The sequence below is a fragment of the Aliifodinibius sp. S!AR15-10 genome, from assembly GCF_031569985.1.
In the GTDB taxonomy this organism is placed as follows: Bacteria; Bacteroidota; Rhodothermia; order Balneolales; family Balneolaceae; genus JAMQKA01.
The window spans coordinates 23,391-50,065 of record NZ_JAMQKA010000045.1; the positions used below are offsets into that span (position 1 = coordinate 23,391).

Consider the following 26,675-nt stretch of genomic DNA (forward strand, 5'->3'; position numbering starts at 1 on the left):
TTAGTGATCCGGGTTCAATTAAAATCCAAGCTGAACCCCTACCAGGAACTGTTTCGCTTGTGGATAGACAAACCGGTCGATACCAGCATCTCGCGCCGTTCCTGTACTCAATGATCCAATCTCGGGCTCCAGGCCACTGTATCCCGTCAACGTTAAGAGGTTGCGCGCAGTGGCGTAAACTCTGAATCGATTAGCTCCCGCCTGGCTGACCAGGTCCGTAGGAAAGGTGTAACCGACGGTCAGGGTTTTTACCCTCAGGAAGGAACCGTCTTCCACATACAGGTCAGAAATACGAGACATGTTGGAGTTCGGATCCAATGCCGCAACGCGATGAATATCAGTATCCGTATTTTCCGGTGTCCACGCATCCAGGTAGGCGGCTCCCTGGTTGAAATTCTGACGGAAATCCTGCAGCCATTTGGTCGCCCCGTTCAGGATTTCATTACCGTAATTACCCTGCAGAAACAGGTTAAAATCGAAGTTTTTATAACCCAGGCTTGCCGTAAATCCATAGGTAAAGTCGGGGATGGGATTACCAATAATAGTCTTGTCTTCCGGGGTAATGGCTCCATCTCCGTTCTGGTCCACAAACCGGATATCGCCGGGTGCGGTGTGTTCGCTTGCAGTAGCTGCGTTACGTCCGCCATCGGGATCCTGGTTCTGAGTAGCGTGATTATACACTTCATCCCAGTTTTGGAATAGCCCATTCGACTCATAGCCGTAAAACTGGCCGATAGGTGTACCCACTCTTGTTAAGGAGACATCCTGTACGTCATCAGCTACATCAGCTTCCGGTGGAATGATTTCCAGATCATCATTTGCACCGAGGCTGGTAACCTCATTATTGATCGTGGTGATATTTCCTGAAAGATTCACATTAAGATCACCGAATGTTTGCTGGTACGTGACGGCCGCTTCAATACCCTGGTTGACAACGGTACCTGCATTGATAAACGGCGCACTTAAACCAACTGATTCAGGAACCTGTGCCGGCCACAGCAGATCTTCTGTGGTCCGGTTGTAATAGTCCAAGTCTACAGAAAGGATATCGTTAAACAGTCCTACCTCAACACCAACATCCGTTTGAATTGAGGTCTCCCAGGTAATATCGCGGTTTGCCATCTGTGACTGCCCGATACCCTGCACTTCAGTATCACCCAACACATAGAAATAATTAGTATTCAGACTAACCGTGGTGGGATAGTTGCTTAGTACGGACTGGTTACCCAGCTGCCCCCAACCTGCTCGAAGCTTAAGGTTGCTTATAACATCGGAATTGGCAAGAAACTCCTCCTCGCTGACTCTCCAGCCAACCGATACGGATGGGAATATACCCACCGGGTCAGTTGCATTGAAGAGTTTGGAAGATTCGTCACGACGGATATTACCCGTGAACAAATACTTATTGTCATATGAGTAGGTTACCCGTCCAAAGAGTGACCGGAGTGAACTTTCCTGGATTCCACTATCTACGCCCAGCTGAGAAGATGCTGCCCCCAGGGAACGAACATTGCGCGGCATCTCCTGGCCGTTGGCATTGACAAAGTCGTAATCAAATGACTGTGCAGAAAAACCGGCAAGTACGCTTACATCATGAACACCAAATGTTTGATCATAAGTAAGTGTCTGTTCAATCAGTGGATTCAGGTTCTGGCTTCTCGTTCTGTTCAAAGAAGAAAATGCATCCAGCCTCCGGGTCTGCTGGTAGTAGTCGTTATAGGTTCCCGAATCATTGTATTGGAAATCGAGTCCGGCCTGCAATTTATAGGTAAAATGATCCAGGAAGGAGATCTCTCCATAGATAGAACTGACCACGGAATATCTCTCCACCGTATTGTCAATAAGGTGTGCCGTTGCAATCGGGTTGCTGGCATCCTGGCCATCTGCCGTTACCGGCCAGCCAAACCCACCGACGAATGAATCATCATAGACTGGAACGGTCGGCGCCTGCTTCATGGCATGCTCTATTGAGCGACGTCCACCGGCAGCATCATTTTGAGCAATATCGCTTTTACTCAACAATACAGAACCACCGAACGTAATGTTATCAGAGGCATCGAACTGGGTATTGGCGCGCAGTGAATAGCGCTGAAACTCGGATCCTACCATGGTACCCTGCTCATCGTAATAGCCCAGACCGATACTGTAGGTTGAATTTTCTCCCCCACCGGAAAGATCCAGGTTATAGTTCTGGAGTGGAGCGGGGCGGAAAAGTGCGTCCTGCCAGTCGGTATTATGTGGAGGCCGCTGACCGTTCGCAAAATTGGCCGGCAGCCCCGAACTGTTGGGATCGGAATGTACATCGCGCAGGTAGGCCTCATACTGTTCCGCATTCAACACGTCATAGCGTTTGGGCTGAACCTGAGTTCCATAGGACGATTCGAAATTGACCTGCACCTGGCCACCGCGGCTCCCTTTTTTTGTGGTAATGAGCACAACACCACCTGATGCACGTGAACCATAAATGGCCGCTGCCGAAGCATCTTTCAGAATGTCGATCGACTGAATATCATTGGGATTAATCGTATTGAGAACGCCTGTTCCCGTCTGACTGGACGATCCTCCCTGAACGGGGACTCCATCAATAACATAGAGTGGCGACTCGGAGTTAATCGTACCGATACCCCGAATGTTCACATTGATAGCACCACCCGGTTTACCACCGCCGGTTTGCACTACCTGCACTCCTGAAACACGCCCCTGCAGGGATTGCTGAATCGATCCCCCGCCGGCGTTTCCCGCCTCTTCCATATTAACAGAGCCTACCGACCCGGTCAGATCTCCACGGGTCTGTGAGCCATAACCCACAACGACAAGCTCGTCCATATCAACTGCCGCTGCCGTCAAAGTAAAATTGGCTTCGACCGTTTCACCACTTGCAATTGTGACCTGTTGCGTACTCTGCTGATAACCGATAAAGGTGGCCACCAGCGTGTATGTACCCGGATCAACATCCGAGATGGTATACTCCCCATCGGCATCGGTAGAGGCCCCTATCTGCGTCCCTTGAATTGACACGTTGGCCCCAGGCAGTGTTTCACCCGAAGTACCGTCAATTACCGTTCCGGATATTACTCCCTGACTATAACTACTTGCGCTAAATACAAACGTAAAACACACAAGCAGAACAAAAACAACGTTGTATCTCAACTTTGTATTCATTCTGATATCTCCTTTTTGTAGTAATTAACATCTCTTGACACGACCTCCCCACCAGAGCAGCAGGAATCGCCCAAGACTGATGCTTAAGTTAGTTTTAGAGAAGAAAAGCAGAGACAGGTGGTTTAACTGATTACTTTTTAGACAAACAAAAAGTAATTTTCCCATTCCCTTCGTCATTTTCCCTAAGATAGACTTTCCTTCTAGTCACCTAATACGTACGGAAAGGAGATTCCCATGACAGGCAATTTTATTTTTTTGCACGTGTTGGGAATAGGTAAGAGACAGATTATTTCTCGTAGAAAGTGGGCGGGAAGTTACTTTTCAGAAAGGGAGGAGAACTTTTTTCTGAGTGTCTTGAGTGCCCTGACGATCTGCGTCTCAACGGTATTGACAGATATGTCCAGCGTTTCACCAATTTCTTTGTAGGTAAGCCGGTTGAATCTGCTTAATACAAATATTAGTCGACGGCGCTCGGGTAGTTCCTGGATGGCAGCCTTCACATCCTCAAGCTTCATCTGTTTATCAAGATCATCATCCAAAAAAGTGGGATTATTTGAAAATCGATGAAGGGCTTTTTTTTCATCTTCCCATTCCCGGACCGTGGATCGATGCCGTAGGTAGTCAATGGCAAGATTACGCGCTATCCTGTATAGGTAGGATTTTATTTTTTGCTGGGGATCCAGTTTGTGACGCGTTTTCCAGACCTTTACAAACACATCCTGAACGAGCTCTTCGGCAATATCTTCTCTGCCGATATATCCCCAAACAAATCGGTGCAGATCATCATAGTACTCTTGGAACAGTTTTTCGAACGCCTCTTTATTCCCATTACGGATCTGTTCAACCCAGTGGTCGGGGTTCTCAAATTTGTGGTTTAGAGCTGTTCTCAAAATTAGGTTAGCACCTCTTCTAAACTTACATCTGCTTACTGGTTAACGTTGAAATCCCTATCCCCATAGAAAGCTGGAATGGATTTTTAGCACAAAATTCGTCCCCTTACCAAGTCTTCAAAATATAGAAACAAGCATATCCCATGCAAAAATATTTCTTTTTCAAGAAAATACTGCAAACCTGTCCCACTTATTTTTCAACATTTTTCAAGAATTTTCTCACTGATGTTCCCCTGAAAGCTCCGTATATTTAGGCGTTATGGCACGAAAAAAATTCGACATCCCTGAAATCTATCAATCCCCGATCATCCGAAAGGTAAAAGATGCCAACAAGGTGGTGGATCCGCGGAAAAAAGATGTGGAACCGACGCTGCTCGACTTTGGGCCCGTCCGATTTTACATTCCACGACACTTCGGGTTTTGCTACGGCGTTGAAAATGCAATCGATATTGCTTACAAGACCGTGGCGGAACATCCCGACCGCAACATTTACCTGCTGAGCGAGATGATCCACAACCCCACCGTCAACGAAGACCTACAGGCGCGGGGAGTGCAATTCCTTTTCAAAACCGATGGTACCGAACTCATTCCGCTATCCTCGCTGGATGAGGATGACATTGTCATCGTTCCCGCTTTTGGTACCACGCTCGAGATGCAGGAAAAGCTAAAAGAAAAAGGCATCGACCCGTATGAATACAATACCACATGTCCTTTTGTAGAGAAGGTATGGCGACGCGGCCAGCAGTTGGGCGACAAGGGATATTCACTGGTTATTCACGGCAAGCACCAGCATGAAGAAACGCGTGCCACATTTTCTCACAGTTCAAATCATTCGCCCAGTGTGGTTGTGCTAAATCCCGAAGAAGCCGAAATCCTGGCTGAAGTTATGACCGGCGACCGACCGGAGTCTGATTTTGAGAAATATTTCGGGCACAAGAGTACCGAGGGATTTGACCCGCTAAACGACCTGGAGCGGTTTGGCGTCATTAACCAGACGACGATGCTGGCCACGGAGACCAAAGAGGTGATGGAGATTCTGAAAGAGGCTGCCGCCGAACGATATGGGGAAGCCAACGTGCTGGATCATTTTGCGGACACCTCCGACACGCTCTGCTATGCCACCAACGAAAACCAATCCGCCACAATTGCGTTGACTGAAACGGAATCCGACTTGGCTGTGGTGGTGGGAGGCTACAACTCATCCAATACAATGCACCTGGTGGAGATCCTGGAGAAGCATTTCCCCACTTACCATGTTCGTGATGCCGAAGAGATAAAATCACCGGAATTGATCAACCATTTCAACCAATGGGTAAAAAAGATCAGGCAGACAAAAGATTGGCTTCCAACTTCTGAACAAGATCAACCGGTAACCATCTCCCTGACTTCTGGCGCCTCCTGCCCGGATGTGCTGGTGGATGAAGTGCTGCTGGAGATTCTCTCGCATTTCGAAGGAACCAGGGACGTTGAGGAAGTAATTAAACCGTTTGAGAAAAAGCTGGATGAAGTGGCGTAGCTAAATTTCAAGGCACAAATTTGGTTTTAATTTCCTACGACTTCAAAGTAGGATACTTTTTCCGGCTGGTGCGATTCCACCTTTATATGGTACTGGTTGGTAGAAACCTCAATATCTGGTCTCACAAAGCCACTGGGATCCTGGGTGATTGCACTGTAGGGCACCACGGCCGTAAATGGATTGATATCCACAACATCAGAATATTCCTCGATAGGCACGGTATATCTCACGGTTACAAAAGCAGGACTGAATGTAATATTTTGCCCTCCTGGCAGGTTTCGGGTCCGCACAAAGACTTTTGATTCGCCTTCGGTGTACTGTGCCACCTGTGCGTTAAACTGCACAGCATCTGTAGAAAGGATTAACAGGTTCGGAGGGGCTTTCAGACTTACCGCCCGCGAAATATCACTCCGAACATCCCCCAACGCCACGGAATCGGTTTCCCAGGCCATAATATTATTTACAATGGAGGAGGCACCCGAGATCGTAATACTGTCTGGTGATATTCTAGGTTCGCTGAGGAAATCAAATTGATCAGCAAAATTGACTGTCACACTCGGGCGGACAGGCACTTTTTTTGAAATTTTCTCCTCCAGGTCCAAGCTCAAGATCAGTGGCTGGACTTTTTGCACATCGAGATCGGGAATGGCATTCATTTGCTGCTGCACCTGGTCGTACAGGTTAACCTCCCCGTTGGTTACATCCACAAAAATCTGTGGCGGGTTGTTATACAGGTTAAGTAGCTTCCAGCCTTCCCCCTGCACGCTTACTGTAGCGAAATCGGGCAGATCTTCCGCCAATGCCCTGTCATCCGGAATATTGCCGAGTTCAATAGGCAGGTTTACATTCAGAACATAGGCACGACTCAAGTTCACCAAAAACCACAAACAGAGCGCCAGGATAAGAGCAACGACAAAAACGACGATTTTTTCTCGTGAATAGGCTTTTGACCCCTCATCATCTACCCTTTTGAGCAGGTTGTCCCAAAAGGTCAGGAGGCGTTCCGTAATTTGACTGAAATTAATTTCGCTCATCATGGCATCAATTTAATGAAATACTGATCGCTACACTATAACTCAGGAACGAACGACAATCTCTTTTACTATTTTGTCGTCCACCTCCCGGTTTAATTTTTTCTGAATCTGAAAGCGCTGCATGTGAATTTCGTGGCGCCAGGCCGGGTCCTTGACATGAATGATCAGCTTGCCGTCTTTGAAGTAAATATTATCCGTTTTTTCAGCAATCTTCTTCCCAACCGCTCTCGGCCAGATGGAAAGAATCATCCCCCGTTTGAGCCTATTTTTGTGGGGATAATCGTCCAGGAAATTTTTCAGCAGATCTTTTAACGGCTTCGGTTTGTTTCGGCCAAATCGAGACATAATTGTTAAATAACAAATTAGGATTGGTCAAACTTTAAACAATAACCAGTTAAGTATAACGTGTTTTGTCGTTGAATGCTTATTTGGATATTGTTACCCTGATTGATCGGGTTACCAATCACAAGGCTGAGTTTTGAAAGGGACTCAGAATCCCGAACTTCCGATCCAGTTTCCTCCACCCAATCGGCTGGTAAATTTTATTTCACTAACTCTACGTTGCCGTCCCTGACCTCGTACTTCCTGTTCTTCTCACCGTTAAACGTTACGTAATCGTCAAATGGTACAGGATTCGCAGAGGTTATGAAGGTTTGGCCGGCGTGATCCTCAAGCGCATTCAGCAGCACTTCTGTTCGCTTGCGGTCCAGGTCACCAAACACATCATCGAGCAGAAAAATGGGCAAATCATCCAGCTCATTGGAAAAATAAAAAAGTTGTGCCAGTTTCAGTGCCAGGGCAAACAGCCGGTGCTGTCCCTGTGAACCAAATTTCCTCAGCTCAAAATCATTCAGATAAAAGACGATCTCATCCCGGTGCGGTCCCACAATGGTAACTTCCCGCTCCATCTCGTGTTCCTGCTTTTCTTTGAGCGCTTTCTCATATCGCTCCCGGATCTCCTCGGGAGATTCTGAGGGCTCACAGAACGTCTGGTATTCCAGGCTTGGGCGGTGCTCCATGCCTGAGATCAACTCATACTCCTCGGCCAAGTAGTCCTGGAACTGGTTTAAGACCTCCGTTCGCTTGGCTACAATTCGCGATCCGTGCTCAATCAACTGCACATTCCACGGCTCCAGGTGGGCTTCCAGTACCTGGCGGCTGCCTCGGAATTCCTGGAGTAACTTGTTTCGCTGTTTCCGCACTTTGCGGTAGTCCATCAAATCGCGCAAATATCGCGGGGAAATCTGGCTAATAAAGGAATCGATAAATGAACGGCGTTCGGAGGGCCCTTCGCTTGTCAGCTTTTTGTCCTCTGGGGCCAGCACAACCACCGGCACCATGCCGATCAGGTCGGAGAGGCGATCCAATGGACTTTCGTTAACGAAAATCTTTTTGCCTTCACCACTAGAGTAGGAACATCCTACATCAAAGCTGGATCGGATGCTACCCTCAAAATGACCTTTGACCATAAAAAACTTAGAATCCTGGTTGACCACATAGCGATCGCTGCTGGCTACAAAGCTGCGGCTCATACATAAAAAATGGATCGCATCGATAAGATTGGTTTTGCCCGCGCCATTCGGACCGGTAATCACATTCAGGTGCGGAACCCACTCCACCTCTGTGTCAATGTGATTACGGAAGTTCTGTAGTTTAAGCTTGGTGATCTGCATGCCGAATGGTACAAATATTAATGCTACAAACTAAAATAGCGAGGAAATGGATTTTCCTCGCTATTAGTGCTGGTCGGTAGTACAACTACCTCCCAACAAAGTTGTACCGCGAGCTTCAGCTCGCGAATATATTATTAATTTAAATCTTGATGCGAGCTAAAGCTCGCAATACGTGTATCCGGGTTTTATACCCCGAATGCATCCATGCCCGGGAAAATGGCGTTTTCGCCCAGCTGTTCCTCTATACGAAGCAGCTGGTTGTATTTTGCCACACGATCGGTGCGACTCATGGATCCGGTCTTAATCTGTCCGGCGTTGGTGGCCACGGCCAGGTCGGCAATGGTGGTGTCTTCCGTTTCCCCGGAGCGGTGAGAAATGACGGCTGTATAATCGTTTTTGTGCGCCATCTCAATGGCATCCAACGTCTCGGTAAGCGTACCGATCTGGTTAACTTTGATCAGGATGGAGTTGGCAACGCCGTCCTTAATACCTCTGGCCAGTCGCTCAGTGTTGGTGACGAACAGGTCATCGCCAACCAGTTGTACCTTGTCTCCCACGGCATCGGTGAGTTGCTCCCAAGCCTCCCAGTCATCTTCGGCCATGGCATCCTCAATAGAGACAATCGGGTACTTGTCGACCCATTCGCTCCAAAATTCAACCATATCTTCAGTTGAACGTTCACTACCATCGCTCCATCGGAACTCGTAAACACCTTTTTCTTCATTAAAAAATTCTGAAGTAGCGGGGTCCAGGGCAATAACCACATCTTCGCCCGGGGCATATCCCGCTTCTTCAATCGCTTCCAGAATGACTTCCACTGCCTGTTCATTGGAATCGAGATCAGGGGCAAATCCACCTTCATCACCCACAGCGGTACTGTAACCTTTACTTCCCAATACTTTTTTGAGATTGTGGAAAACCTCAGCCCCGATGCGCACAGCTTCTGAGAACGTGTTGGCACCACCAGGCATAATCATGAATTCCTGCAGATCCACATTATTGTCGGCATGAGACCCGCCGTTGATAATGTTCATCATCGGCAGAGGAAGTACTTTGGCATTTACCCCGCCGATATAGCGCCATAGAGGAAGATTAAGAGCATTCGCCGCAGCTCTGGCAGACGCCAGGGATACACCTAGAATAGCATTTGCTCCAAGCTTAGCTTTATTGCTGGTACCATCAATTTCCAACAGCGTATTGTCAATTTCCACCTGGTTGAAAATCTCGTACCCGATCAGCTCGTCACTAATAAGTGTGTTTACGTTCTCAACAGCTTTTGTCACACCTTTTCCAAGATATCGTTCTGCATCGTCATCGCGAAGTTCCACCGCTTCAAATTCGCCGGTAGATGCCCCGGAGGGGACCGCTGCACGTCCCACTACACCAGAATTCAATACAACTTCGACCTCAACTGTAGGATTACCCCTGGAATCAAGGATTTGCCTTCCAATAATTTCGTCTATAAAACTCATGTTTTTTATTGATTTAATTACCCGTGGGTTAAAATAAGAGGTCGAAATGTACGATGAATTTACCAACGGATAAAGGGAAAAGAACGGGAGACGGGAGACGGGAGACGGGAGACGGGAGACGGGAGACGGGAGACGGGAGACGGGAGACGAAATATATTTTCTAGTTCCCTGCTGTCAAATCAAATTTAGGATTTTAACGATTTTCGCTCTTCAGTCTCCATCCTCCCTTTTCACCAAATATCTTACCACATACCGCCAAAGGTAAGCGTAATCTGTGGAGTACCGTAATATTTTTGAGCATCAAAAAATGGTTCGCTGGCCAGGGTTCCATCGGGATTCGGGACATACTGTCCCTGGTTGTTAATGACCGGCCTTCGCGGTTCCATCATCTGGATGCCTTCGGTGAAGTAGTAAAAGTAGTAACCGAACTCTACGGTCGTCAGCTTGGAAAAATTTTCCCCGATATCGACGCCGACTTTAAACTCTCCTGCCATACCCCACTGCGTTTCGCCATCTTTCCAGCCCGAGAAAAAATCATTGACACTCTCTGTACGGCGGACAGGGCCATTATCGGTGTTAATAATGAAATTGTCTCTAAACCCATTACCATTGGAATCGTTAAAATAGGGATATACAAAAGCCAGTACCGGTCCACCGGACCCTGCAACAAAGAACCGGAAGTTATCCGAAATTTTTTGAGCAAAAAATCGTTTCTTCAAACCAAACATAAAAGGAAAAGCCATTGCCCGGTTATACTTGTTGGGAATGATCTGCTGACCGAAAAAAGGATCGGTAAATGTCTGTTCACTCACATCCCGTATGCCGGTAATGCCGGTTTCAAAAGTTAACTGCGTAAACGGTCCCAGTACGCGGGAATAATGTCCTCCGATACCGAACCCAAAGTTGTTAATCATCACCTCAAAACCCAACGAATTGTGTTTTCCCTCACTTAACGGGGTTCTGGGTTCCGGCAGCGGTATCACGTCCGGTTCTTGTGTTTGGCCAAATGACGGGGCAGGGTCCAGCACCAAACTCAATCCCAATAATAATGTGACCACTGATAATATTGAACCTTTTCTAAAAGCCATTTTTCCTGAATGAATTAAATAGATAGAACCTCTACACATAATATAAAACTTACTGATCGCTAAAAAATTATGTCTCACCAAAATATTCTCCTGTTAATTAAGAATATTCTTTCAAACTTACTTACAAGACGAGGTCTAAAGTCATGTTATTACTTTTTTGGAACCAAGAGTCTGTCAAACTTAGCCTAATCCACTGCGAACCATCCTAATTTGGCTGATTCTCGTTACAATTCCCTAAGCCCGACAGACTCCTGGCAGGATGTTTTTCAGATTTCGTTTCTGACATTACCTATACCCGAAACTCTTCCGGGTCAACCTCCTCTCCCTTACTTATCACTCTGTCATCAAATAGGATCAAGAATAAGACCAAGACCGCTGCGGCAAATAGTGCAGGAATCCACCAGAACTGCTGCCACTGTTGCAGTGTCAGGGCTTCAGCACTTCCCAGGAACAAGTTGAAGACCTCCCCGGCCAGCTGTGCCCCGATGAACATGCCCACGCCGTAGGTGGTCAGGATAATCAATCCCTGGGCCTGCCCGCGAATGTTGTCATTAGATTTTTTATCGATGTAGATCTGTCCGGTCACAAAAAAGAAATCGTAGCAGATGCCGTGCAGGGCTATGCCAAAAATAATCATCCAGGTTACCGATCCGGGAGCGCCCAGTGCAAACAAGCCGTATCGAACGACCCAGGCCAGCATGCCCACCCCGAGCATCCATTTGACACCCAGGCGAATGAAAAAGAAGGGCATCAGGAGCATAAACAGCACCTCCGACATCTGACCGATGGTCTGCGTGGCGGCGATGTTTTGGAACCCAGTTCCCTCCAGGTATAGTTGTGTAAAATTGTAGTAGGCAGCAAGCGGGATGGAGATAAGAAGCGAGCTAACCAGGAAGACATAAAACGACTTGCTTCCGAGCTGTTTGAGTGCATCGATACCGATAATACTCCTGGCCGACACCTTTTCCCCGGCGGCAGGGGGTGGCGTGTGGGGCAGGGCAAAACTATAGATTCCCAGCAATAAACTAGCTGCTGAAGTTAAGTACAACGGCAACGCTGTCTCTTCCGGACGCACATTTTCGGCTACAAAAGATCCCAAGAGAAAGCTGATGCCAAGACCGGCCACAATCCACCCGATGGTGCCAAAAACCCGGATGACCGGGAACTGCTTTTCCTGGTCTTCAATGTTGTGGAAGCAGATGGTGTTTGCCAGACTCATGGTGGGCATATAACAGAGGTTATAGGCCAATAAAAGGAGAATAAAAATCAGTGGTGAGGCGGTGGCCTGAGGCGTCAAAAACATAAACAGAGCTCCCAGGATGTGCAGCGTACCCAATACTTTTTCTGTCGCGAAATAACGATCTGCAATAAATCCCACAAAGAAGGGGGCTACAATGGCGGCTATGGGATTTACGGTAAAAGGCCAGTGCGTTAAATCTGCCATGCCATGTTCAGTCATAAAAACTGCTACGGTGGTATACCACGCGCCCCAGATAAAAAATTCCAGAAACATCAGGGCGCTCAACTTAAACTGAAGTAGCCTGTTCATAGTGATAGATTTATTGAGGTTCCCTTTTCACTTCTCTTTCCCATTCTTACAAACTAGTTGAGCTACCAACTGTAATATCTCTTGTAATTTATCATTTCGGATAGCAAAGCCAAATAGGATTTGGTGGGGATCGGGTTGGCGGGTTAGTTCCCCTTTGAAAATTTCAATTCCTCTACCCCGGTGCGTAAGAAGATCAGCGATTTCAAGATGATTTTTAATTTATCTAAGGTGTTGTACAGAATTATTTCAATTCCTAAGATACTATTAAAAGCCCCGTTAAGTAGCCAAGTGCAGTGCTGCCTAGTGATTTCAATTCCTCTGAGGTGTTATTGAAAGGTCGGGACGTAGCATGCTACGTCCGCACGGGTTTCATTTCAATCCTCTAAAGTGCTATTAAAAGACGCACACAGAGGAGATCCGGTTAATCTTCCAACCAATAAATTTTTGAGGTAGAAGATTCGTTACATACATTGACCAACTAAAACTTATGATCAAACCATCTAAACATTACGGAGGTCGCCATGAGGCGCAACTGGTTACTACTCACCATAGTATTACTTAGCTTTGGTTTGTTTGGTACATACCAGGCAGAAGCCCAGTCAAATAAAAAAACACTGATACTGGCAGGGTATAAACTCACTCCATCGGTCCAAACGAGTGGTACGGGTTCCCTCACACTTACGCTTAAAAACGACACTCTCACCGTTGAAGGCTCCTTTTCTGATTTAACAGCGCCGTATTACAGCAGCGGAGTGTATTTTACAAGGGAAGACATGGCGGTGAACCAGCTGCTCAAGTTTGATGCCGATCTGAACGAGCAGCACACCGGTGGTACTTTTAAAGCTGAAAACAATCGGTTTCACCTCTCAGAAGCCCTCAAAGAGATGTATCACAATGGAGAACTATCGATCAAAATTATGAGCTCCGAACACAAAAGCGGTGAGATAGGTATTGACATACCCGGTTCTTCCTGAAAAAATCCTGGGACCTAAAACGAAATCAGATGACGTTTAGAATGGCAGAGAGATTCTCTGGCGTATGGAAATTTACGATTTCAATCTTCCCTTTTGTCATCATCATCCCAATCGTCATCTCTGTCATCCTCATGATCATCGTCGTCCCAGTCGTCATCATCGTGGTGATGATCACGCCAATCCTTGTCCCCGTCATACTTGCTGAAAATGTTAAACGATCTCTTTATGTTGCGTTCAATTTTCTGCTGGTCATCCGGATTCGTGGGATCGGCATGTTTAAACCAACGGTCCAGGTAAATAGAAAGATTTAGGGCTACAGTAGTGGTTGAGTCGGTAATTTCGATGGGCGGGTTAAACCTGAACTCCTCCTCAAATTCACGTTTACTGCGGAATGTAAAATCCTCTCCGTTGTACGTACCTTTGACCACAATAGAATAACGGTCGTTTCCATCATTCAGATCAGGGTCATCTACAATATCAGAGTCCACTTCAATATCAAGTTCATCATACTGGCCGGCAGGAATCTGTTGGTTTGTGAGTTCCAGCGTATCGCCATTGAGCGGCAAATTGACTACGAGGTTGTCAACTTCAAAATCAAGGGAGTCATCCGACACATTTTCGAGCTCTAGATCATTAATAAGCATTTTCACCTGACTGAGCTCAACCTGGTTTGTGTCACGCCAGCCTTTTGCTTGAACTCCATTCGTGGCGAAAGAGTTGTCACCACCCACTGACATCATTACTTTCATCTGGCGAACTCCATCGGTGCCATTACTTCCAACGATATCACAACTTGCCATTACAACTGCAACAGCTAACAAGAAAACAGGTAGTGTACACTTTGTCTTTTCCAATCCATCTCAACTCTCTCCATTTAGTATAATTTGAATTGAATAGTTTATACTAATGGAGAATGTATTGGTTCCGGGATGGATAAAATGCTATCAGCTGGCTGATCCCTCCTGGCAGAATCAGGTAAAACGGGAATATAACTGCAGGTTATTTTTTCTTTACCGTAGCCCCAAGCGGAAGCTTATCGATGACATCGAGTGCGGGCGTGGGATCCCCCATCACATAAAAGTGGATGCCGGGTGCGCCGCCTTCCAGTAGTTCAATGCACTGCTGCGTACTCCACTCAATTCCGATATTCTGGGCATTGTCCGGGTCGGCAATAACCTCTTCAGAGAGAGCCTTCGGGATATTCAGGTGGAAAAACTTGGGCAGAAAATTCAGGTGCCGCTCGCGGGTTAACACTTTTAATCCCGGCACAATGGGAACTTCAATGCCCGCCTCTCTACATTTGTCCACAAAACGGAAATAGGCATCATTGTCGAAAAACATCTGGGTGACGATGTAGTCTCCACCAGCGTCCACTTTCTCTTTCAGGCGGGCAATGTCGCGGTCCAGGTTCGGGGCCTCAAAATGTTTTTCGGGGTAGCCGGCAACACCAACACAGAAATTGGTCTCATGGGCATTGACAATATCTTCCAGGTATTTTCCATCATTCATATCCTGGATCTGGCTCACCAAGTCGATCGCATATTCGTTGTACGTGCCATTTTTGTATCGTGGTACATTATCGTCGGGAGCGTCCCCGCGGATGGCGAGTACGTTATCAATCCCAAGATAGTTCAGTTCAATGAGGGCATCTTCGGTCTCTTCCTTTGTAAATCCTTCGCAAATCAGGTGTGGAACGGGATCGACCCCATACTTGTGTTTCATGGCAGCACAAAGGCCAATCGTACCCGGACGCTTCCGTTTAATATGGCGCTTGATCGTCCCGTCCGGCAGTTCTTCAAAGTATGACTCCGCCGCATGGTACGTCACATCGATAAACGGCGGATTATATTTCACAATTTTGTCCAGTGATTCAAACACCTCAGACACTGATCCCCCACGTTTGGGTGGAATAATTTCAAACGAGATAAGCGGCTCACTGGCCTTGTCGTAATGCTCAATTACCTTCATAAATTCTTAAATTATCAAATAATCGTTAATTCACACTTGAAAAAGGTAACAAGTTAAATCTAAATAAATAAATTAGAAAGAATGCGATCTTGTAAATAACAGAGAGACAAACACTCGATCCGACCTCTTTCAACTGGATGATATCCCTTTTCACATTTTTAAAACAAACTGTAGAATATAAGGTATATAGCGGGTTTTCACTAACCAAAATTATTACCCCTATCCCGCCGGAAGGCTAAAATAGAAGGCAGTGCCCTCTCCCTCTTCACTTTCAAAATAGATCCTTCCCCCCTGCTTTTCGACAAACTCTTTACACAAATTGAGACCTATGCCACTGCCGCGTTCCTTCCGGGTCCCCCTTCGACTTTTACTTACGCTTGAAAAGATAGTATCCTGTAACTTAGCAGGTATACCGATCCCAGTATCCCGAACCTCAAACAGGATATTACCATCCCGGGGCGAAGCATCGATAACAACCTCATCTCCCTCATCGGAAAATTTGATACCATTGGAAACCAGGTTTCGGAATACCAGTTTCAACATGTTGTAATCTCCGCGAACCTTATGACTTTCAGATAGCTTATTTTTTATTGTAACCTGCTTGTTCCTAGCGTTGTAGGTATGAGAGTCCAAAATTTCTTCTGCAATTTTATTTGCATTCAGCGTCTCAATATTAACCGAAAGACCGGACATCTGCTGCTTGGCCCAGGCCAGCAGGTTTTCCATGATATCCATATTCTGCTTCATCGTGAGCTCCATCTCAGAAAACAGGGTCCGCATCTCCCCCTCGGATAACGACTCATCGCGGAAAAGCTCCATCATGCCTAAAAGGGCACTCAGCGGTGTTCTCAGATCATGGGCCACAATACTGAAGAGCTTGTTTTTGACATCATTGGCCTCTTCCAGCTCTTTCTTTTGTTCCTCCAATGCCCTGTTGATCCGGTTCTTCTCACGGTTTGCCCGAAACACCAGGCCTGCAAAAATGGCAACAACAATAATCACAAAAGCACCGATACCCAGCAACCAGCTCTGCAACTCCAGCTGAGATTGTTGGAGTTCGCGTTCGGCCACCAACTGCTGATTCTCCCGCTCCCTGCGCTCAACATCGAGCCGCGTCCTGTACTCAGCCAGCAGACGATCCTGCTCGGCTGTCTGCAGGCTGTCAGACAGTGTTTTGGCAGATTCCAAGTGAGTAAGAGCTGCCTCAAAATTGCCCTGGTTCTTCTCCTGTTCGTATAACTTTTGGTGCGTATCCTCTAAAAAAGAAGGATTATTCAATCTCTCTGCTACAGCCAATGCCTCCTGCAACCAGGAGATGGACTCAGCTATTTCGCCGCGCTTTTGGGCCACATTACCCAACCCTGTTGAGTTGTAATAGATACCCTGAATCATCCCCACTTTTCGGCTGTTTTCCAGGGACTGTTCAAACCATGATGCCGCTTCCTCCATCTTTCCCTGCCTGAATTTCAATTCGCCCAGGTTATACTGAATCTGTATCGGCGGCGTATTCGGCCGGACTTTCTTTGAAAGCTCCAATGCTTCCAGATACAGGGAATCAGCCTCCTCAAAGGCCGCAAGCCCACTCTTGGCATTAGCATAATTCATGAGAGTCCGGAGCATCCCGGGCATAAAGCCGATATCTTTGCATATGTTGAGAGCCCGCTCCAGGTACTGCGCGGCTTCTTCATAGTTTTCTGCGCTATTATGTGCTACCCCCACATTATTGAGTGCAGTCGCTAAAAAGGTTGAATCAGCAGAAGCCTCAACATAAGAAATCGCTTTGTGGTACTTCTTAAATGCTTCTGCCGACTGCCCCAGGTTCATATAAGCCCCCGCCATATTCATTGCGATACCGGCCGCTGTTCTCCCTTCTTTTGTAGTATCCACCAGGGACAGCGCCTCTTCGTAGAGCTCCAGCGCCCGCTGATTATTGCCCTGGTATCGATACGAGGTGGCCAGCAAGTTTTTTATTTCGGTAAGAATCGGTGGTTCCGGCTTGAGATTGACCGCCTGTTTGAGAACTGCTACCGCTGAATCATATTTCTGTTGTACCAAGTAAAAATCCCCCAAATTCGTCAATGCCTGCAATTGTCCATAGACAAAACCAACAGAATCTGACATTCTTTTTAGGTCTCGAAAATAAGATGAAGCACTTTTTGTATCCCCCGCATCTAGTGCCTTCAGGCCTTTTTCAACCAACAAGTCAACCTTCTGTGTATCGATCTTCGCATGTTGTACGTTGGTTTTCATAATAGACAGACTCCCATTCTGGCCTATTGCCGGGCCAACCAAGAGCATAAGCAGAACGGAGAAAAACATAGCCAACATGTAAAACCGAAATTTATTTTGGATTCCTTACCGTAATATAAATCGGGCAGTCCGAAACTCTGCGATTCAGAGTCTCTGGACATTTTATTGAGAGCACTTCCTTCTTAAAAATCACCAAAAAAATCCGCGATAATTTTTTAAGTAATATCCTAATTATTTGTAAATTGAGATTCCAAAAATTTGGACCAAGCCATTTACGATCTACCATAAAATCTAAGGATTTTTTAGGTAGATCAACTGAAAAAGGTAATCACCCGAATGGTTCTGGGAAGAATTTTTGTGCAACCTAAAGTACCTACTAATTCGATTACCGACAATGAAATTTGATCAACTTAACGATCTTTTAAAAGATCGCATTCTGATATTGGACGGCGCAATGGGCACTATGATTCAGGGGTACGACCTGGATGAAGATAATTTTCGCGGCGACCGTTTCAGTGATTTTGAGCATGACCTTAAAGGGAACAACGACCTGCTGAGCATTACCCAGCCCGGGATAATCAAAGAGATCCATTCCCAATTTCTGGAAGCAGGTTCTGATATTATTGAGACCAACACTTTCAGCGCCAACCGTATTTCTCAGGCCGACTATCATTTGGGCAACCTTGCCTACGAGTTGAATGTAGCTTCAGCAAAAAATGCCCGGCAAGTGGCCGATAAATTCACCGAGAAAAATCCTGAAAAGCCGCGTTTTGTAGCCGGAGCTATAGGCCCGACCAACAAAACACTCTCCCTTTCACCGGATGTGGAGGATCCCGGCTATCGCGACATCACGTTCGATAAGCTGGTGGAGACCTATGCCGAGCAGATACGCGGACTGGCCGAAGGCGGTGTGGATATTCTTCTTGTGGAGACAATCTTCGATACACTCAACGCCAAGGCTGCCATCTATGCCATCCACAAGCACGAGGAAGAGACCGGGCAGGCTTTTCCCGTAATGATCTCGGGAACTATTGTGGATCAAAGTGGCCGCACACTTTCGGGACAGACAACAGAAGCGTTTTGGATCTCCGTTTCGCACACCAGGAATCTGCTAAGTGTGGGATTGAACTGCTCGCTGGGCTCCAAACAGATGCGCCCTTACATCGAAGAGCTGGCAAACGTCTCTACCTGTTTTACCAGTCTCTACCCTAATGCCGGCCTGCCGGATGAGATGGGCGAATACAACGAGACGCCCGAGTTTATGGCCGATCAGTTCCGGGAATATGCTGAATCCGATTTTGTGAATATTGTTGGTGGTTGCTGCGGTACCACCCCCGAACATATCAGGGCGATTGCGGAAGCTGCCGGAGAATATGAACCGAGAACAATCCCCAATCCGGAGCCCTATCTTCGCCTCAGCGGACTGGAACCGTTGGTGGTGCGTCCCGAAACCAACTTTGTGAACGTAGGGGAACGCACCAATGTGATGGGCTCGCGTAAATTCCGCAGGCTGATCACGGAGGGTGATTTTGAGGAAGCACTGTCGGTGGCACGACAGCAGGTGGAGAATGGCGCCCAGATCGTGGATGTAAACATGGACGAAGGCATGCTCGACTCCGAAGAGGCCATGAGCGACTTCCTGCAACTGATCGCCTCCGAACCCGATATCTCCCGCGTCCCTCTCATGATCGACTCCTCCAAGTGGTCGGTCCTGAAAGCCGGGCTGAAAACCGTGCAGGGGAAAGCGGTAGTGAACTCCATCAGCCTAAAGGAGGGCGAAGAAGAATTTAAGAATCACGCCCGCGAAATCCTGAACTTTGGTGCGGCCGTCATTGTCATGGCGTTTGATGAAAAAGGACAAGCCGACAGCTTTGAGCGGCGTATCGAAATTTGTGAGCGCGCCTACAACATTCTTACCGAAGAGGTCGGCTTTAAGCCGCAGGACATCATTATGGACCCCAACATCCTGACGGTAGCCACCGGCATCGAGGAGCACAACAACTACGGCGTTGACTTCATCAAAGCCACCAAGTGGATCAAGGAGAACCTCCCGCTTGCCAAAGTGAGCGGCGGTGTCAGCAATATCTCGTTCTCGTTCCGAGGCAACAACCCTGTGCGAGAAGCGATGCACTCCGCCTTCCTCTACCACGCCATCGATGCAGGCATGGATATGGGGATCGTTAATGCGGGGCAGCTGGAGGTCTATGAACAGATCCCGGGGAAACTGCGCGAGCTGGTGGAAGATGTGCTGCTAAACCGTCGCGATGACGCCACCGAGCAACTCCTGGAGTATGCCGAGACCATCAAGGATGAGGAATCCGGCGAAACGACCAAAAAAGAGGAATGGCGTGAACAGCCGGTGGAAGAGCGGATTAAACATGCGCTGGTGAAGGGCATTGTGGATTATATTGTGGATGATGTGGAAGAGGCCCGCCAGCAGTTTGACCAGCCGATTGAAGTGATCGAGGGACCGATGATGGCCGGAATGGACGTGGTGGGCGACCTGTTTGGATCAGGAAAAATGTTTCTGCCACAAGTCGTCAAGAGCGCTCGCGTCATGAAAAAAGGCGTTGCCCACCTGATCCCTTTCATTGAAAAAGAGAAGGAAAAAAACAACAACACTGAACCCAAAGCCAAAGTATTGCTGGCCACCGTTAAAGGCGATGTCCACGATATCGGTAAAAACATCGTGGGCGTGGTGCTGCGCTGCAATAATTTTGATGTGATTGACCTCGGCGTGATGGTTCCCGCTGAAAAGATCCTCGAAGAAGCCAAAAACCAAAACGTGGACGTCATCGGCCTGAGCGGTCTGATTACACCTTCGCTGGACGAGATGGTCCATGTTGCCAAAGAACTCAAACGTGAAAAGTTCAACCAGCCGCTCATGATCGGAGGGGCCACGACCTCCCGGCTGCACACTGCCGTGAAAATTGAACCAATGTATGATCAGCCGGTGGTCCATGTGCTGGATGCCTCCCGGAGCGTCTCTGTAACAGGTAACTTAATCTCCAAAACACTGCGCGACGGTTTTGTTAAAGATACAGCCAAAGAGTATGAAGAGCTCCGCAAAAAACATGAAGGAAGATCGGACCGACGGAACTACCTGCCGCTGGAAGAAGCGCGCTGTAACAAGACAGAGATCGACTGGGATAAAGCCCCGATTGTGAAACCTAAAAAACCGGGAATCCACTTGTTTAAGGATTATCCCCTGTCAGAGCTCAGGAATTATATCGATTGGGGCCCTTTCTTTATTACCTGGCAGATGCCGGGTCGTTTCCCCGCCGTCCTTGAGGATGAGAAGTATGGAGAAGAAGCACAAAAACTCTATGACGATGCCCGCATACTGCTCGACCGCATCGTTAAGGAAAAGCTTCTCGCTGCCAACGGTGTTATCGGCCTGTTCCCGGCCAACAGCGTGGGCGATGATATCGAGGTTTATACTGATGAATCGCGCTCCGAAGGCCGCACGGTGCTGCACACGCTTCGCCAACAGGCCGAAAAACGGCGTGGACAGCCCAACAAGGCCCTTTCTGATTTTGTAGCTCCCAAAGAAAGCGGAGTTGCCGATTATGTTGGCGGTTTTGCAGTAACAGCGGGACATGGCTCCAAAGAGTTGGCCACGAAATTTGAGGAACAGCACGACGATTACCAGGCGATCCTCACTAAGGCGCTGGCCGATCGACTGGCTGAAGCATTTGCTGAGCTGATGCATGAAAAAGTGCGAAAAGAATACTGGGGATACGCTCCCGATGAGAACTTTAACAACGAAGAATTGATCCGGGAGGAATATACGGGTATTCGTCCGGCTGCGGGATATCCTGCTCAGCCTGATCATACAGAAAAAGACATCCTGTTTGACCTGCTGAATGTACAGGAAACGACCGGCATTGAGCTGACGGAATCGTTTGCGATGACACCGCCGGCCTCCGTAAGTGGTCTTTATTTTGCCCATCCGGAATCCACCTATTTTAACGTGGGTAATCTCCTAAAAGATCAAGTAGAAGACTACGCTCGCCGCAAAGGGATGTCCCTTGAAAAGATGGAGCGCTGGCTGCAGTCGAACCTGGAGTATGATCCGGATTAACGTGAGATGGCAAACGTGAGACGATCCTTGTATTCGATAGATTCAAGACCTGATTAAAGTTTTATATCTGTAGGGGCACGGTGCACCGTGCCCTTACATCACAATTCTGAAAATATTTTGGTCTGTCTTCCAATCTCGTTCCGTACCTCCGGTGCGGGACGTCCGGCCGAGCACCTCTGGTGCCGAAGGATCTCCACTTAACTGAGGTATTTGAGTGATCCCAAAATCAACGGGTTAAACCCACTAAATTCTGAATTCAGAGTTCTAGCCAAAACCCTTCACCGGTAATCCGTCATCAATTCTAAGCGCTCATTACTTCTCTTCTGCTTTATCTAGCATGAACATGCAGTATTCACCGTAAAATCTATTTTCTATTTTTTGATGAACATGGGATATAATCAAAAGGAGGCGTATGGGATCCCGGCTTCAAGTTCTATTAGTTGTACAGCTCCTGTTTTTATCTTCCTGCTCACCTGAGCCGGTATTTCGATTAGCTCCCGAACAGGGACCAACAACTTTTTACAAAGGCGTCGAATACCTCACCCTGGAACAGGACAGTATCGGGATAACCCTGGCCTATTACCGGCATTCCGGGGATATGTTTGCCATGGATATTGAGGTCGCTAACTACAGTAACACCCCGGTCCGAGTCAATCCTGCCAACTTTGGAGCAATCGCTATGGGAGCGTATGCTGACTCTGCATTCACAGACTTTATAACTCATAACTGGGCATACGATCCCGAAATCCAGCTTCTCGAAATTGACAAGATGATATCCAAAAACAAAGCTTCCCAAAAGACGGAAGATGCCCTGTTCCTAACCTCAGTGGGGCTCGGGGTCACCGCCGCCTTACTTTCTGATTCGGAGGAAGAGGGCAACGAAGTCATCGAAGAGATAGAATACGAATACGTGGAGTATGAGATCAGGCAGGACAACTATGAATATGCTCTCATGAACCTGGAACAAAGACGGGAGATCTGGGAGCTGGAAACCCTGCGGATCACCGATCTGCACCCCGGAGACTATGTTCGTGGGCTGGTCTTTTTCAAAAATGTGAAAGAGGCCGCCGGATATAAATTTGAACTGAATATCGAGGATTCAAGCTTTATCGCTTGGTACCTGCAGAGAAAGATAAAACCATAAGAACGTGAGATGGCAGATGTGAGAGGTGAGACGAACTTGCTTTTCATTTTTTTAGCGCTTAAAAAAAGAAGTTGGCAGGAAATAACCGACGAAAGGGCTACAGAACCGCCCCCAAAAAGAGCAGTAATCGTGCCTGACGAAAAGGCTGCCAGCAAAATTAACTTGCTCAAAACATGGATAGAAGTCGTCTCGCTTCTTATCGTAGACACACCGCGTGATAGGTCTTGAAATTTTGAGACCAATTCAACAATTTTTTGACCGATTTAAAAAGGGAATAATAAATTCCCGTTATCGCAGTTATTGCATTGGCTGTTTAGGCCACAGTTTTCTTGATAATTTTCTCATGATCCTGACGGACCTGTTAAAAGTGTGAAGGAAGCTAAAATTCGACGCATGCTCTCACAGAAAATCTTACCATAGAGCAGCATTTCACTTTTTGACAGCCTTTTCCTATCACAAGTGAAACGGATCCATGTTGGCAGGGTCTGGGGGGAATATCACTCAACATAATTGTCTAATAAAGCTTTTAACTAAACGTAAAATATTTAGTTATGGGGAAGATAACGTCTGCCACACTTACAGTTCTACTTTATATCTCGTCTTGTTTTGCACCTCAAATAGCACACGCTGAACCGCCCGACAATGGGATAAACCTATACACTCCCTACATAAGCCGTTCAGTTACTCCGGGACAATCACTGAATTATGATATCGAAATCATTAACAATACCGGCAGTATTCAAAACATAAGCCTGGATGTGGTTAGCCTGCCCAACAGCTGGAATCCCACTTTTATTGCGGGCACAAATACCATACAACAAATAGCAGTGAAGCCCAGGGAACTGGACCCCGAAAACCCAGGCAAAACGGTTGAACTCAACCTGGACGTTCCTCTCAGGATTAAGAAAGGAGTCTATCGTTTCCGGGTTTTAGCCAACACTGACAGTGGCCTGGAGCATGAACTGCCACTGGTTATTCGCGTTACCGAACAGGGCACCTTCCAGACTGAACTCCAGGTTGACCAGGCCAATATGGAAGGATATGCCGACTCAAATTTCAACTACAGTTTTACCCTGAATAACCAGACGGCACAGGAACAAAACTACGCCATCCGTTCTGAAGCACCCCGGGGCTGGGATGTCCGGTTCCGATCGAGCGGCAAGTATGTTACGTCTGTTAGCCTGGCATCCAATGAGAGCAAGGATATACGGGTTGAAGTGAAGCCCGCTCCCAAAACTGCAGCTGATACAGCGAGTATTGCTATAGAGGCACAATCAGGAAACACATCGGCACAGGCAACGCTCGAGGCTGTTATCAAGGGCAAATACGGGCTCGATTTGACGACTCCCACAGGCCGGCTGAGCACGGAAGTAACCGCAGGCGGAGAGCAAACAATCCCTCTTTTGGTAAAAAATTCCGGCACCGTACCGCTGCGTGATATCGGGCTCAGTTCTTCCGCTCCCACAGGATGGAATGTGGAATTTGACAGCAAGGAAATCTCGATGATCGAACCCGGTAAATCGCAGACGGTCAACGCCACCATCAAGGCCAGCAGCAAAGCCATTGCCGGGGATTACCGGTTAAACATCACCGCCGACACCCCGGATGCTTCATCTGAAGCCGGCTTTCGCGTAACAGTCAACCAGTCGGTAACATGGGGCTCCATCGGCATCCTGATCATTCTGATTGTCATCGGTGGTATCTCCTACCTGTTTAAAACATACGGGAGGCGATAACCATGGCCGAACCGATGATCACCATACAGGAGCTGGTAAAAGATTATGACGATACCCGCGCCGTAGACCATTTGAACCTGGAGATTGGAAAGGGAGAAATTTTTGGGCTGCTGGGCCCCAATGGTGCAGGGAAAACAACCATCATCCTGACGCTGTTGGGTCTAACCGAGCCAACTTTGGGTTCCGTAATCATAAAGGGATATAATTCCACTTCACAACCGATTGAGGTGAAACGTGTCACGGGCTACCTGCCAGACGAAGTCGGCTTTTCGGATAACAGTATCGGACTGGAAAGCCTGGTATACACAGCTATGCTGAACGGTATTCCCCGGGAAGAAGCCACGAAGTCGGCAAGAGAACTGCTGGAGATTGTGGGCCTGTCGGAGGCGGCCGAGGACAAGACCAAGACCTACTCCAAGGGCATGACCCAGCGGCTGGGGCTTGCGGACGTGCTGATCAAAAAACCGGAAATTATGATCCTGGATGAGCCTACAATCGGCATCGACCCGAAGGGCATAAACGATTTCCTGGAGATGATCCGGAAGTTGAGCAAGGAAAAAGGAATCACAGTGTTGCTTTGCTCCCATCTGCTGCACCAGGTGCAGAAAATATGTGACCGTGTGGGCATCCTTGTGGATGGACAACTGCAAGCACTCGGCGATATCAACGAACTGGCAGAAAAGCTGTTCGGAGGTCGAGACACCTCCATTACCGCCGAGATCGATCCGATTACGGATCAGCTGGTGGAAGAGCTGAAAACCGAGGGTCCGATCAAAGAGATACACCGAAATGGGGAGACCCTGACAATTAAGGGGAGCCGCGATGCCGCCCCGTTGATATCCCAAAAAGTCGCCCAACACGGTGGCAAATTGTACCGGCTTTCATACAAGGAATATGGTCTCGACGAAATCTATCAACACTATTTTGAAGGAGGTACCATCAATGGATAAGACTATGCGACCTTTCTGGATAATGGTCCAAAAAGAGATTTCTGAACACATCAGGAGCTGGCGGTTTGTCATTCTCCTGGGGCTGGTTCTGCTGACTACTTCCGGCTCAATATACACAGTGCTCTCTGTCATACAGGATAACCCGGCCAAGCTCAGCGCTGATTCTACATTCCTCTACCTGAAGCTTTTCACCGAATCGACCAGCAATCTACCCCCATTTATCACCCTGATCGGATTCCTGGGACCCCTGGTAGGCATTGCCCTGGGATTTGACGCGGTAAATTCGGAGCGGGACAAGGGCACGCTAAGCCGTATCATATCCCAGCCGATTCCAAGAGATTATTTCATAAACAGCAAATTTGTGGGAGCCCTGGCACTTATATTTGCGCTGGTTTTTTCTCTGGGATTGCTGATTCTGGGACTCGGCATCATTTTCATCGGCCTTCCCCCCGCATTCGGTGAATTCATCCGGATTCTTGTGTTCCTGCTATTCACCTGTGTGTATATCGCCTTTTGGCTGAACCTCGGCATCACCTTCTCTATATTATTCCGACAGTCATCGACCTCTGCACTGTCTGTACTTTCCATCTGGTTATTCTTCTCAGTATTTTTCTCGATGCTGGTCCGTTTTATTGCCAACGCCTTGACTTACTACCCCTCTTCGGCCCAACAGCTATCGGTTATGTTTTCGCGCGTATCCCCCAACTTCCTGTTTAACGAGTTAACCACCATTTTACTAACGCCCTCCATACGAAGCCTGGGCGCATTGAGCTTTGAGCAGGTAACCGGTACCATCCCCTCCACGCTGCCGCTGGGCCAGAGCATGCTCTTGGTTTGGCCGAATATCACGGCGTTGGTAGCTGCCACACTCTTCTGCTTCGGGGTCTCTTACGTGCTGTTCATGAGGCAAGAAATCCGGGCGTAAGTTGAATCTGAGGAGGATTACGGGTTGCGGGTTATTCGAGCATCGTAATTTCAATTCCTCTAAGGGTTATCGTTGGGACGTAGCATGCTACGTCCGTACCCAATTCTTTCAATTCCTCTAAGGTGCTATTATGCCTAGTGTCATTACCACTTAATTCGTGAGGTACTCTTTTCCATAGGTCCAGTTGAATGGTTTTGCGTTCTTCTGGTTATAGTCTTTGATGTAGCTCATGAGTTGATCGACCAGCTGCTGCCGGGAGT

The 26,675-nt window shown here is 47.6% G+C and carries 18 protein-coding genes; 7 read left to right on the forward strand and 11 right to left on the reverse strand.

The window, feature by feature from the left end; all coding sequences use genetic code 11:
* Positions 1 to 18: 18 nt before the first annotated feature.
* Positions 19 to 3,162: a TonB-dependent receptor gene (locus tag NC796_RS20840; protein ID WP_310687409.1), complete on the reverse strand. Its 3,144-nt coding sequence runs from the start codon at positions 3,160 to 3,162 to the stop codon at positions 19 to 21.
* Positions 3,163 to 3,476: 314 nt separating this feature from the next.
* Positions 3,477 to 4,052: an RNA polymerase sigma-70 factor gene (locus NC796_RS20845; RefSeq protein WP_310687411.1), complete on the reverse strand. Its 576-nt coding sequence runs from the start codon at positions 4,050 to 4,052 to the stop codon at positions 3,477 to 3,479.
* A 259-nt stretch (positions 4,053 to 4,311) separates the two neighbouring features.
* Between NC796_RS20845 and NC796_RS20850 the strand changes: the two genes are divergently transcribed.
* The gene (locus NC796_RS20850; protein WP_310687413.1) at positions 4,312 to 5,568 is read left to right on the forward strand and encodes a 4-hydroxy-3-methylbut-2-enyl diphosphate reductase; all 1,257 of its coding nucleotides are present in this window, start codon (positions 4,312 to 4,314) and stop codon (positions 5,566 to 5,568) included.
* 26 nt (positions 5,569 to 5,594) lie between these two features.
* Here NC796_RS20850 and NC796_RS20855 read toward each other — a convergent pair whose 3' ends face one another.
* The 6 genes from NC796_RS20855 to NC796_RS20880 form a co-directional block, all read right to left on the reverse strand.
* Positions 5,595 to 6,605 (reverse strand): CdaR family protein, encoded by a 1,011-nt coding sequence (locus tag NC796_RS20855; protein ID WP_310687414.1) that lies wholly within the window; start codon positions 6,603 to 6,605, stop codon positions 5,595 to 5,597.
* Between the two features lie 39 nt (positions 6,606 to 6,644).
* Positions 6,645 to 6,947 (reverse strand): DUF721 domain-containing protein, encoded by a 303-nt coding sequence (locus NC796_RS20860; protein WP_310687416.1) that lies wholly within the window; start codon positions 6,945 to 6,947, stop codon positions 6,645 to 6,647.
* 197 nt (positions 6,948 to 7,144) lie between these two features.
* A complete protein-coding gene (recF, locus tag NC796_RS20865) occupies positions 7,145 to 8,275 on the reverse strand; it encodes a DNA replication/repair protein RecF (protein ID WP_310687418.1) in 1,131 nt (376 codons plus the stop codon).
* Between the two features lie 185 nt (positions 8,276 to 8,460).
* Complete coding sequence (gene eno / locus NC796_RS20870) at positions 8,461 to 9,747, reverse strand: phosphopyruvate hydratase (RefSeq protein ID WP_310687420.1); 1,287 nt, start codon at positions 9,745 to 9,747, stop codon at positions 8,461 to 8,463.
* A 242-nt stretch (positions 9,748 to 9,989) separates the two neighbouring features.
* On the reverse strand, positions 9,990 to 10,835 hold the full coding sequence (locus tag NC796_RS20875; protein ID WP_310687421.1) for a hypothetical protein: 846 nt from the start codon (positions 10,833 to 10,835) through the stop codon (positions 9,990 to 9,992).
* A gap of 289 nt (positions 10,836 to 11,124) precedes the next feature.
* Positions 11,125 to 12,384, reverse strand: coding sequence for an MFS transporter (locus NC796_RS20880; protein WP_310687423.1), 1,260 nt, complete (start codon positions 12,382 to 12,384; stop codon positions 11,125 to 11,127).
* Between the two features lie 521 nt (positions 12,385 to 12,905).
* Here NC796_RS20880 and NC796_RS20885 point away from each other — a divergent pair.
* A complete protein-coding gene (locus NC796_RS20885) occupies positions 12,906 to 13,358 on the forward strand; it encodes a CHRD domain-containing protein (protein WP_310687425.1) in 453 nt (150 codons plus the stop codon).
* Between the two features lie 80 nt (positions 13,359 to 13,438).
* Here the strand turns inward: NC796_RS20885 and NC796_RS20890 are convergent, their stop codons facing one another.
* From NC796_RS20890 to NC796_RS20900, 3 genes are all read right to left on the reverse strand, one after another.
* On the reverse strand, positions 13,439 to 14,212 hold the full coding sequence (locus tag NC796_RS20890) for a hypothetical protein (protein ID WP_310687427.1): 774 nt from the start codon (positions 14,210 to 14,212) through the stop codon (positions 13,439 to 13,441).
* Positions 14,213 to 14,357: 145 nt separating this feature from the next.
* A complete protein-coding gene (locus NC796_RS20895) occupies positions 14,358 to 15,326 on the reverse strand; it encodes a methylenetetrahydrofolate reductase (RefSeq protein WP_310687429.1) in 969 nt (322 codons plus the stop codon).
* A 219-nt stretch (positions 15,327 to 15,545) separates the two neighbouring features.
* Positions 15,546 to 17,576, reverse strand: a complete 2,031-nt coding sequence (locus NC796_RS20900; RefSeq protein ID WP_310687431.1) for a tetratricopeptide repeat protein — start codon at positions 17,574 to 17,576, stop codon at positions 15,546 to 15,548.
* Positions 17,577 to 17,970: 394 nt separating this feature from the next.
* Between NC796_RS20900 and metH the strand changes: the two genes are divergently transcribed.
* The 5 genes from metH (at position 17,971) to NC796_RS20925 (ending at position 26,415) form a co-directional block, all read left to right on the forward strand.
* Positions 17,971 to 21,660, forward strand: a complete 3,690-nt coding sequence (metH, locus tag NC796_RS20905) for a methionine synthase (protein ID WP_310687433.1) — start codon at positions 17,971 to 17,973, stop codon at positions 21,658 to 21,660.
* A gap of 412 nt (positions 21,661 to 22,072) precedes the next feature.
* The gene (locus NC796_RS20910; protein ID WP_310687434.1) at positions 22,073 to 22,804 is read left to right on the forward strand and encodes a hypothetical protein; all 732 of its coding nucleotides are present in this window, start codon (positions 22,073 to 22,075) and stop codon (positions 22,802 to 22,804) included.
* 551 nt (positions 22,805 to 23,355) lie between these two features.
* On the forward strand, positions 23,356 to 24,540 hold the full coding sequence (locus NC796_RS20915) for an NEW3 domain-containing protein (protein WP_310687436.1): 1,185 nt from the start codon (positions 23,356 to 23,358) through the stop codon (positions 24,538 to 24,540).
* A gap of 2 nt (positions 24,541 to 24,542) precedes the next feature.
* Entirely contained in the window at positions 24,543 to 25,490 is a 948-nt protein-coding gene (locus NC796_RS20920) for an ABC transporter ATP-binding protein (protein WP_310687438.1), read from the forward strand.
* Entirely contained in the window at positions 25,483 to 26,415 is a 933-nt protein-coding gene (locus NC796_RS20925; protein WP_310687441.1) for an ABC transporter permease subunit, read from the forward strand. The genes NC796_RS20920 and NC796_RS20925 overlap by 8 nt, the downstream gene beginning before the upstream one ends.
* Positions 26,416 to 26,675 lie beyond the last annotated feature (260 nt).

What these genes read in the sequence shown, in the direction of transcription:
- NC796_RS20840 (WP_310687409.1), bottom strand. Translation starts at nt 3,162, where the DNA reads ATGAATACAAAGTTGAGATACAACGTTGTTTTTGTTCTGCTTGTGTGT.
- NC796_RS20850 (WP_310687413.1), top strand. Translation starts at nt 4,312, where the DNA reads ATGGCACGAAAAAAATTCGACATCCCTGAAATCTATCAATCCCCGATC.
- NC796_RS20855 (WP_310687414.1), bottom strand. Translation starts at nt 6,605, where the DNA reads ATGATGAGCGAAATTAATTTCAGTCAAATTACGGAACGCCTCCTGACC.
- NC796_RS20860 (WP_310687416.1), bottom strand. Translation starts at nt 6,947, where the DNA reads ATGTCTCGATTTGGCCGAAACAAACCGAAGCCGTTAAAAGATCTGCTG.
- recF (WP_310687418.1), bottom strand. Translation starts at nt 8,275, where the DNA reads ATGCAGATCACCAAGCTTAAACTACAGAACTTCCGTAATCACATTGAC.
- eno (WP_310687420.1), bottom strand. Translation starts at nt 9,747, where the DNA reads ATGAGTTTTATAGACGAAATTATTGGAAGGCAAATCCTTGATTCCAGG.
- NC796_RS20875 (WP_310687421.1), bottom strand. Translation starts at nt 10,835, where the DNA reads ATGGCTTTTAGAAAAGGTTCAATATTATCAGTGGTCACATTATTATTG.
- NC796_RS20880 (WP_310687423.1), bottom strand. Translation starts at nt 12,384, where the DNA reads ATGAACAGGCTACTTCAGTTTAAGTTGAGCGCCCTGATGTTTCTGGAA.
- NC796_RS20885 (WP_310687425.1), top strand. Translation starts at nt 12,906, where the DNA reads ATGAGGCGCAACTGGTTACTACTCACCATAGTATTACTTAGCTTTGGT.
- NC796_RS20895 (WP_310687429.1), bottom strand. Translation starts at nt 15,326, where the DNA reads ATGAAGGTAATTGAGCATTACGACAAGGCCAGTGAGCCGCTTATCTCG.
- NC796_RS20900 (WP_310687431.1), bottom strand. Translation starts at nt 17,576, where the DNA reads ATGAAAACCAACGTACAACATGCGAAGATCGATACACAGAAGGTTGAC.
- metH (WP_310687433.1), top strand. Translation starts at nt 17,971, where the DNA reads ATGAAATTTGATCAACTTAACGATCTTTTAAAAGATCGCATTCTGATA.
- NC796_RS20910 (WP_310687434.1), top strand. Translation starts at nt 22,073, where the DNA reads ATGGGATCCCGGCTTCAAGTTCTATTAGTTGTACAGCTCCTGTTTTTA.
- NC796_RS20915 (WP_310687436.1), top strand. Translation starts at nt 23,356, where the DNA reads ATGGGGAAGATAACGTCTGCCACACTTACAGTTCTACTTTATATCTCG.
- NC796_RS20920 (WP_310687438.1), top strand. Translation starts at nt 24,543, where the DNA reads ATGGCCGAACCGATGATCACCATACAGGAGCTGGTAAAAGATTATGAC.
- NC796_RS20925 (WP_310687441.1), top strand. Translation starts at nt 25,483, where the DNA reads ATGGATAAGACTATGCGACCTTTCTGGATAATGGTCCAAAAAGAGATT.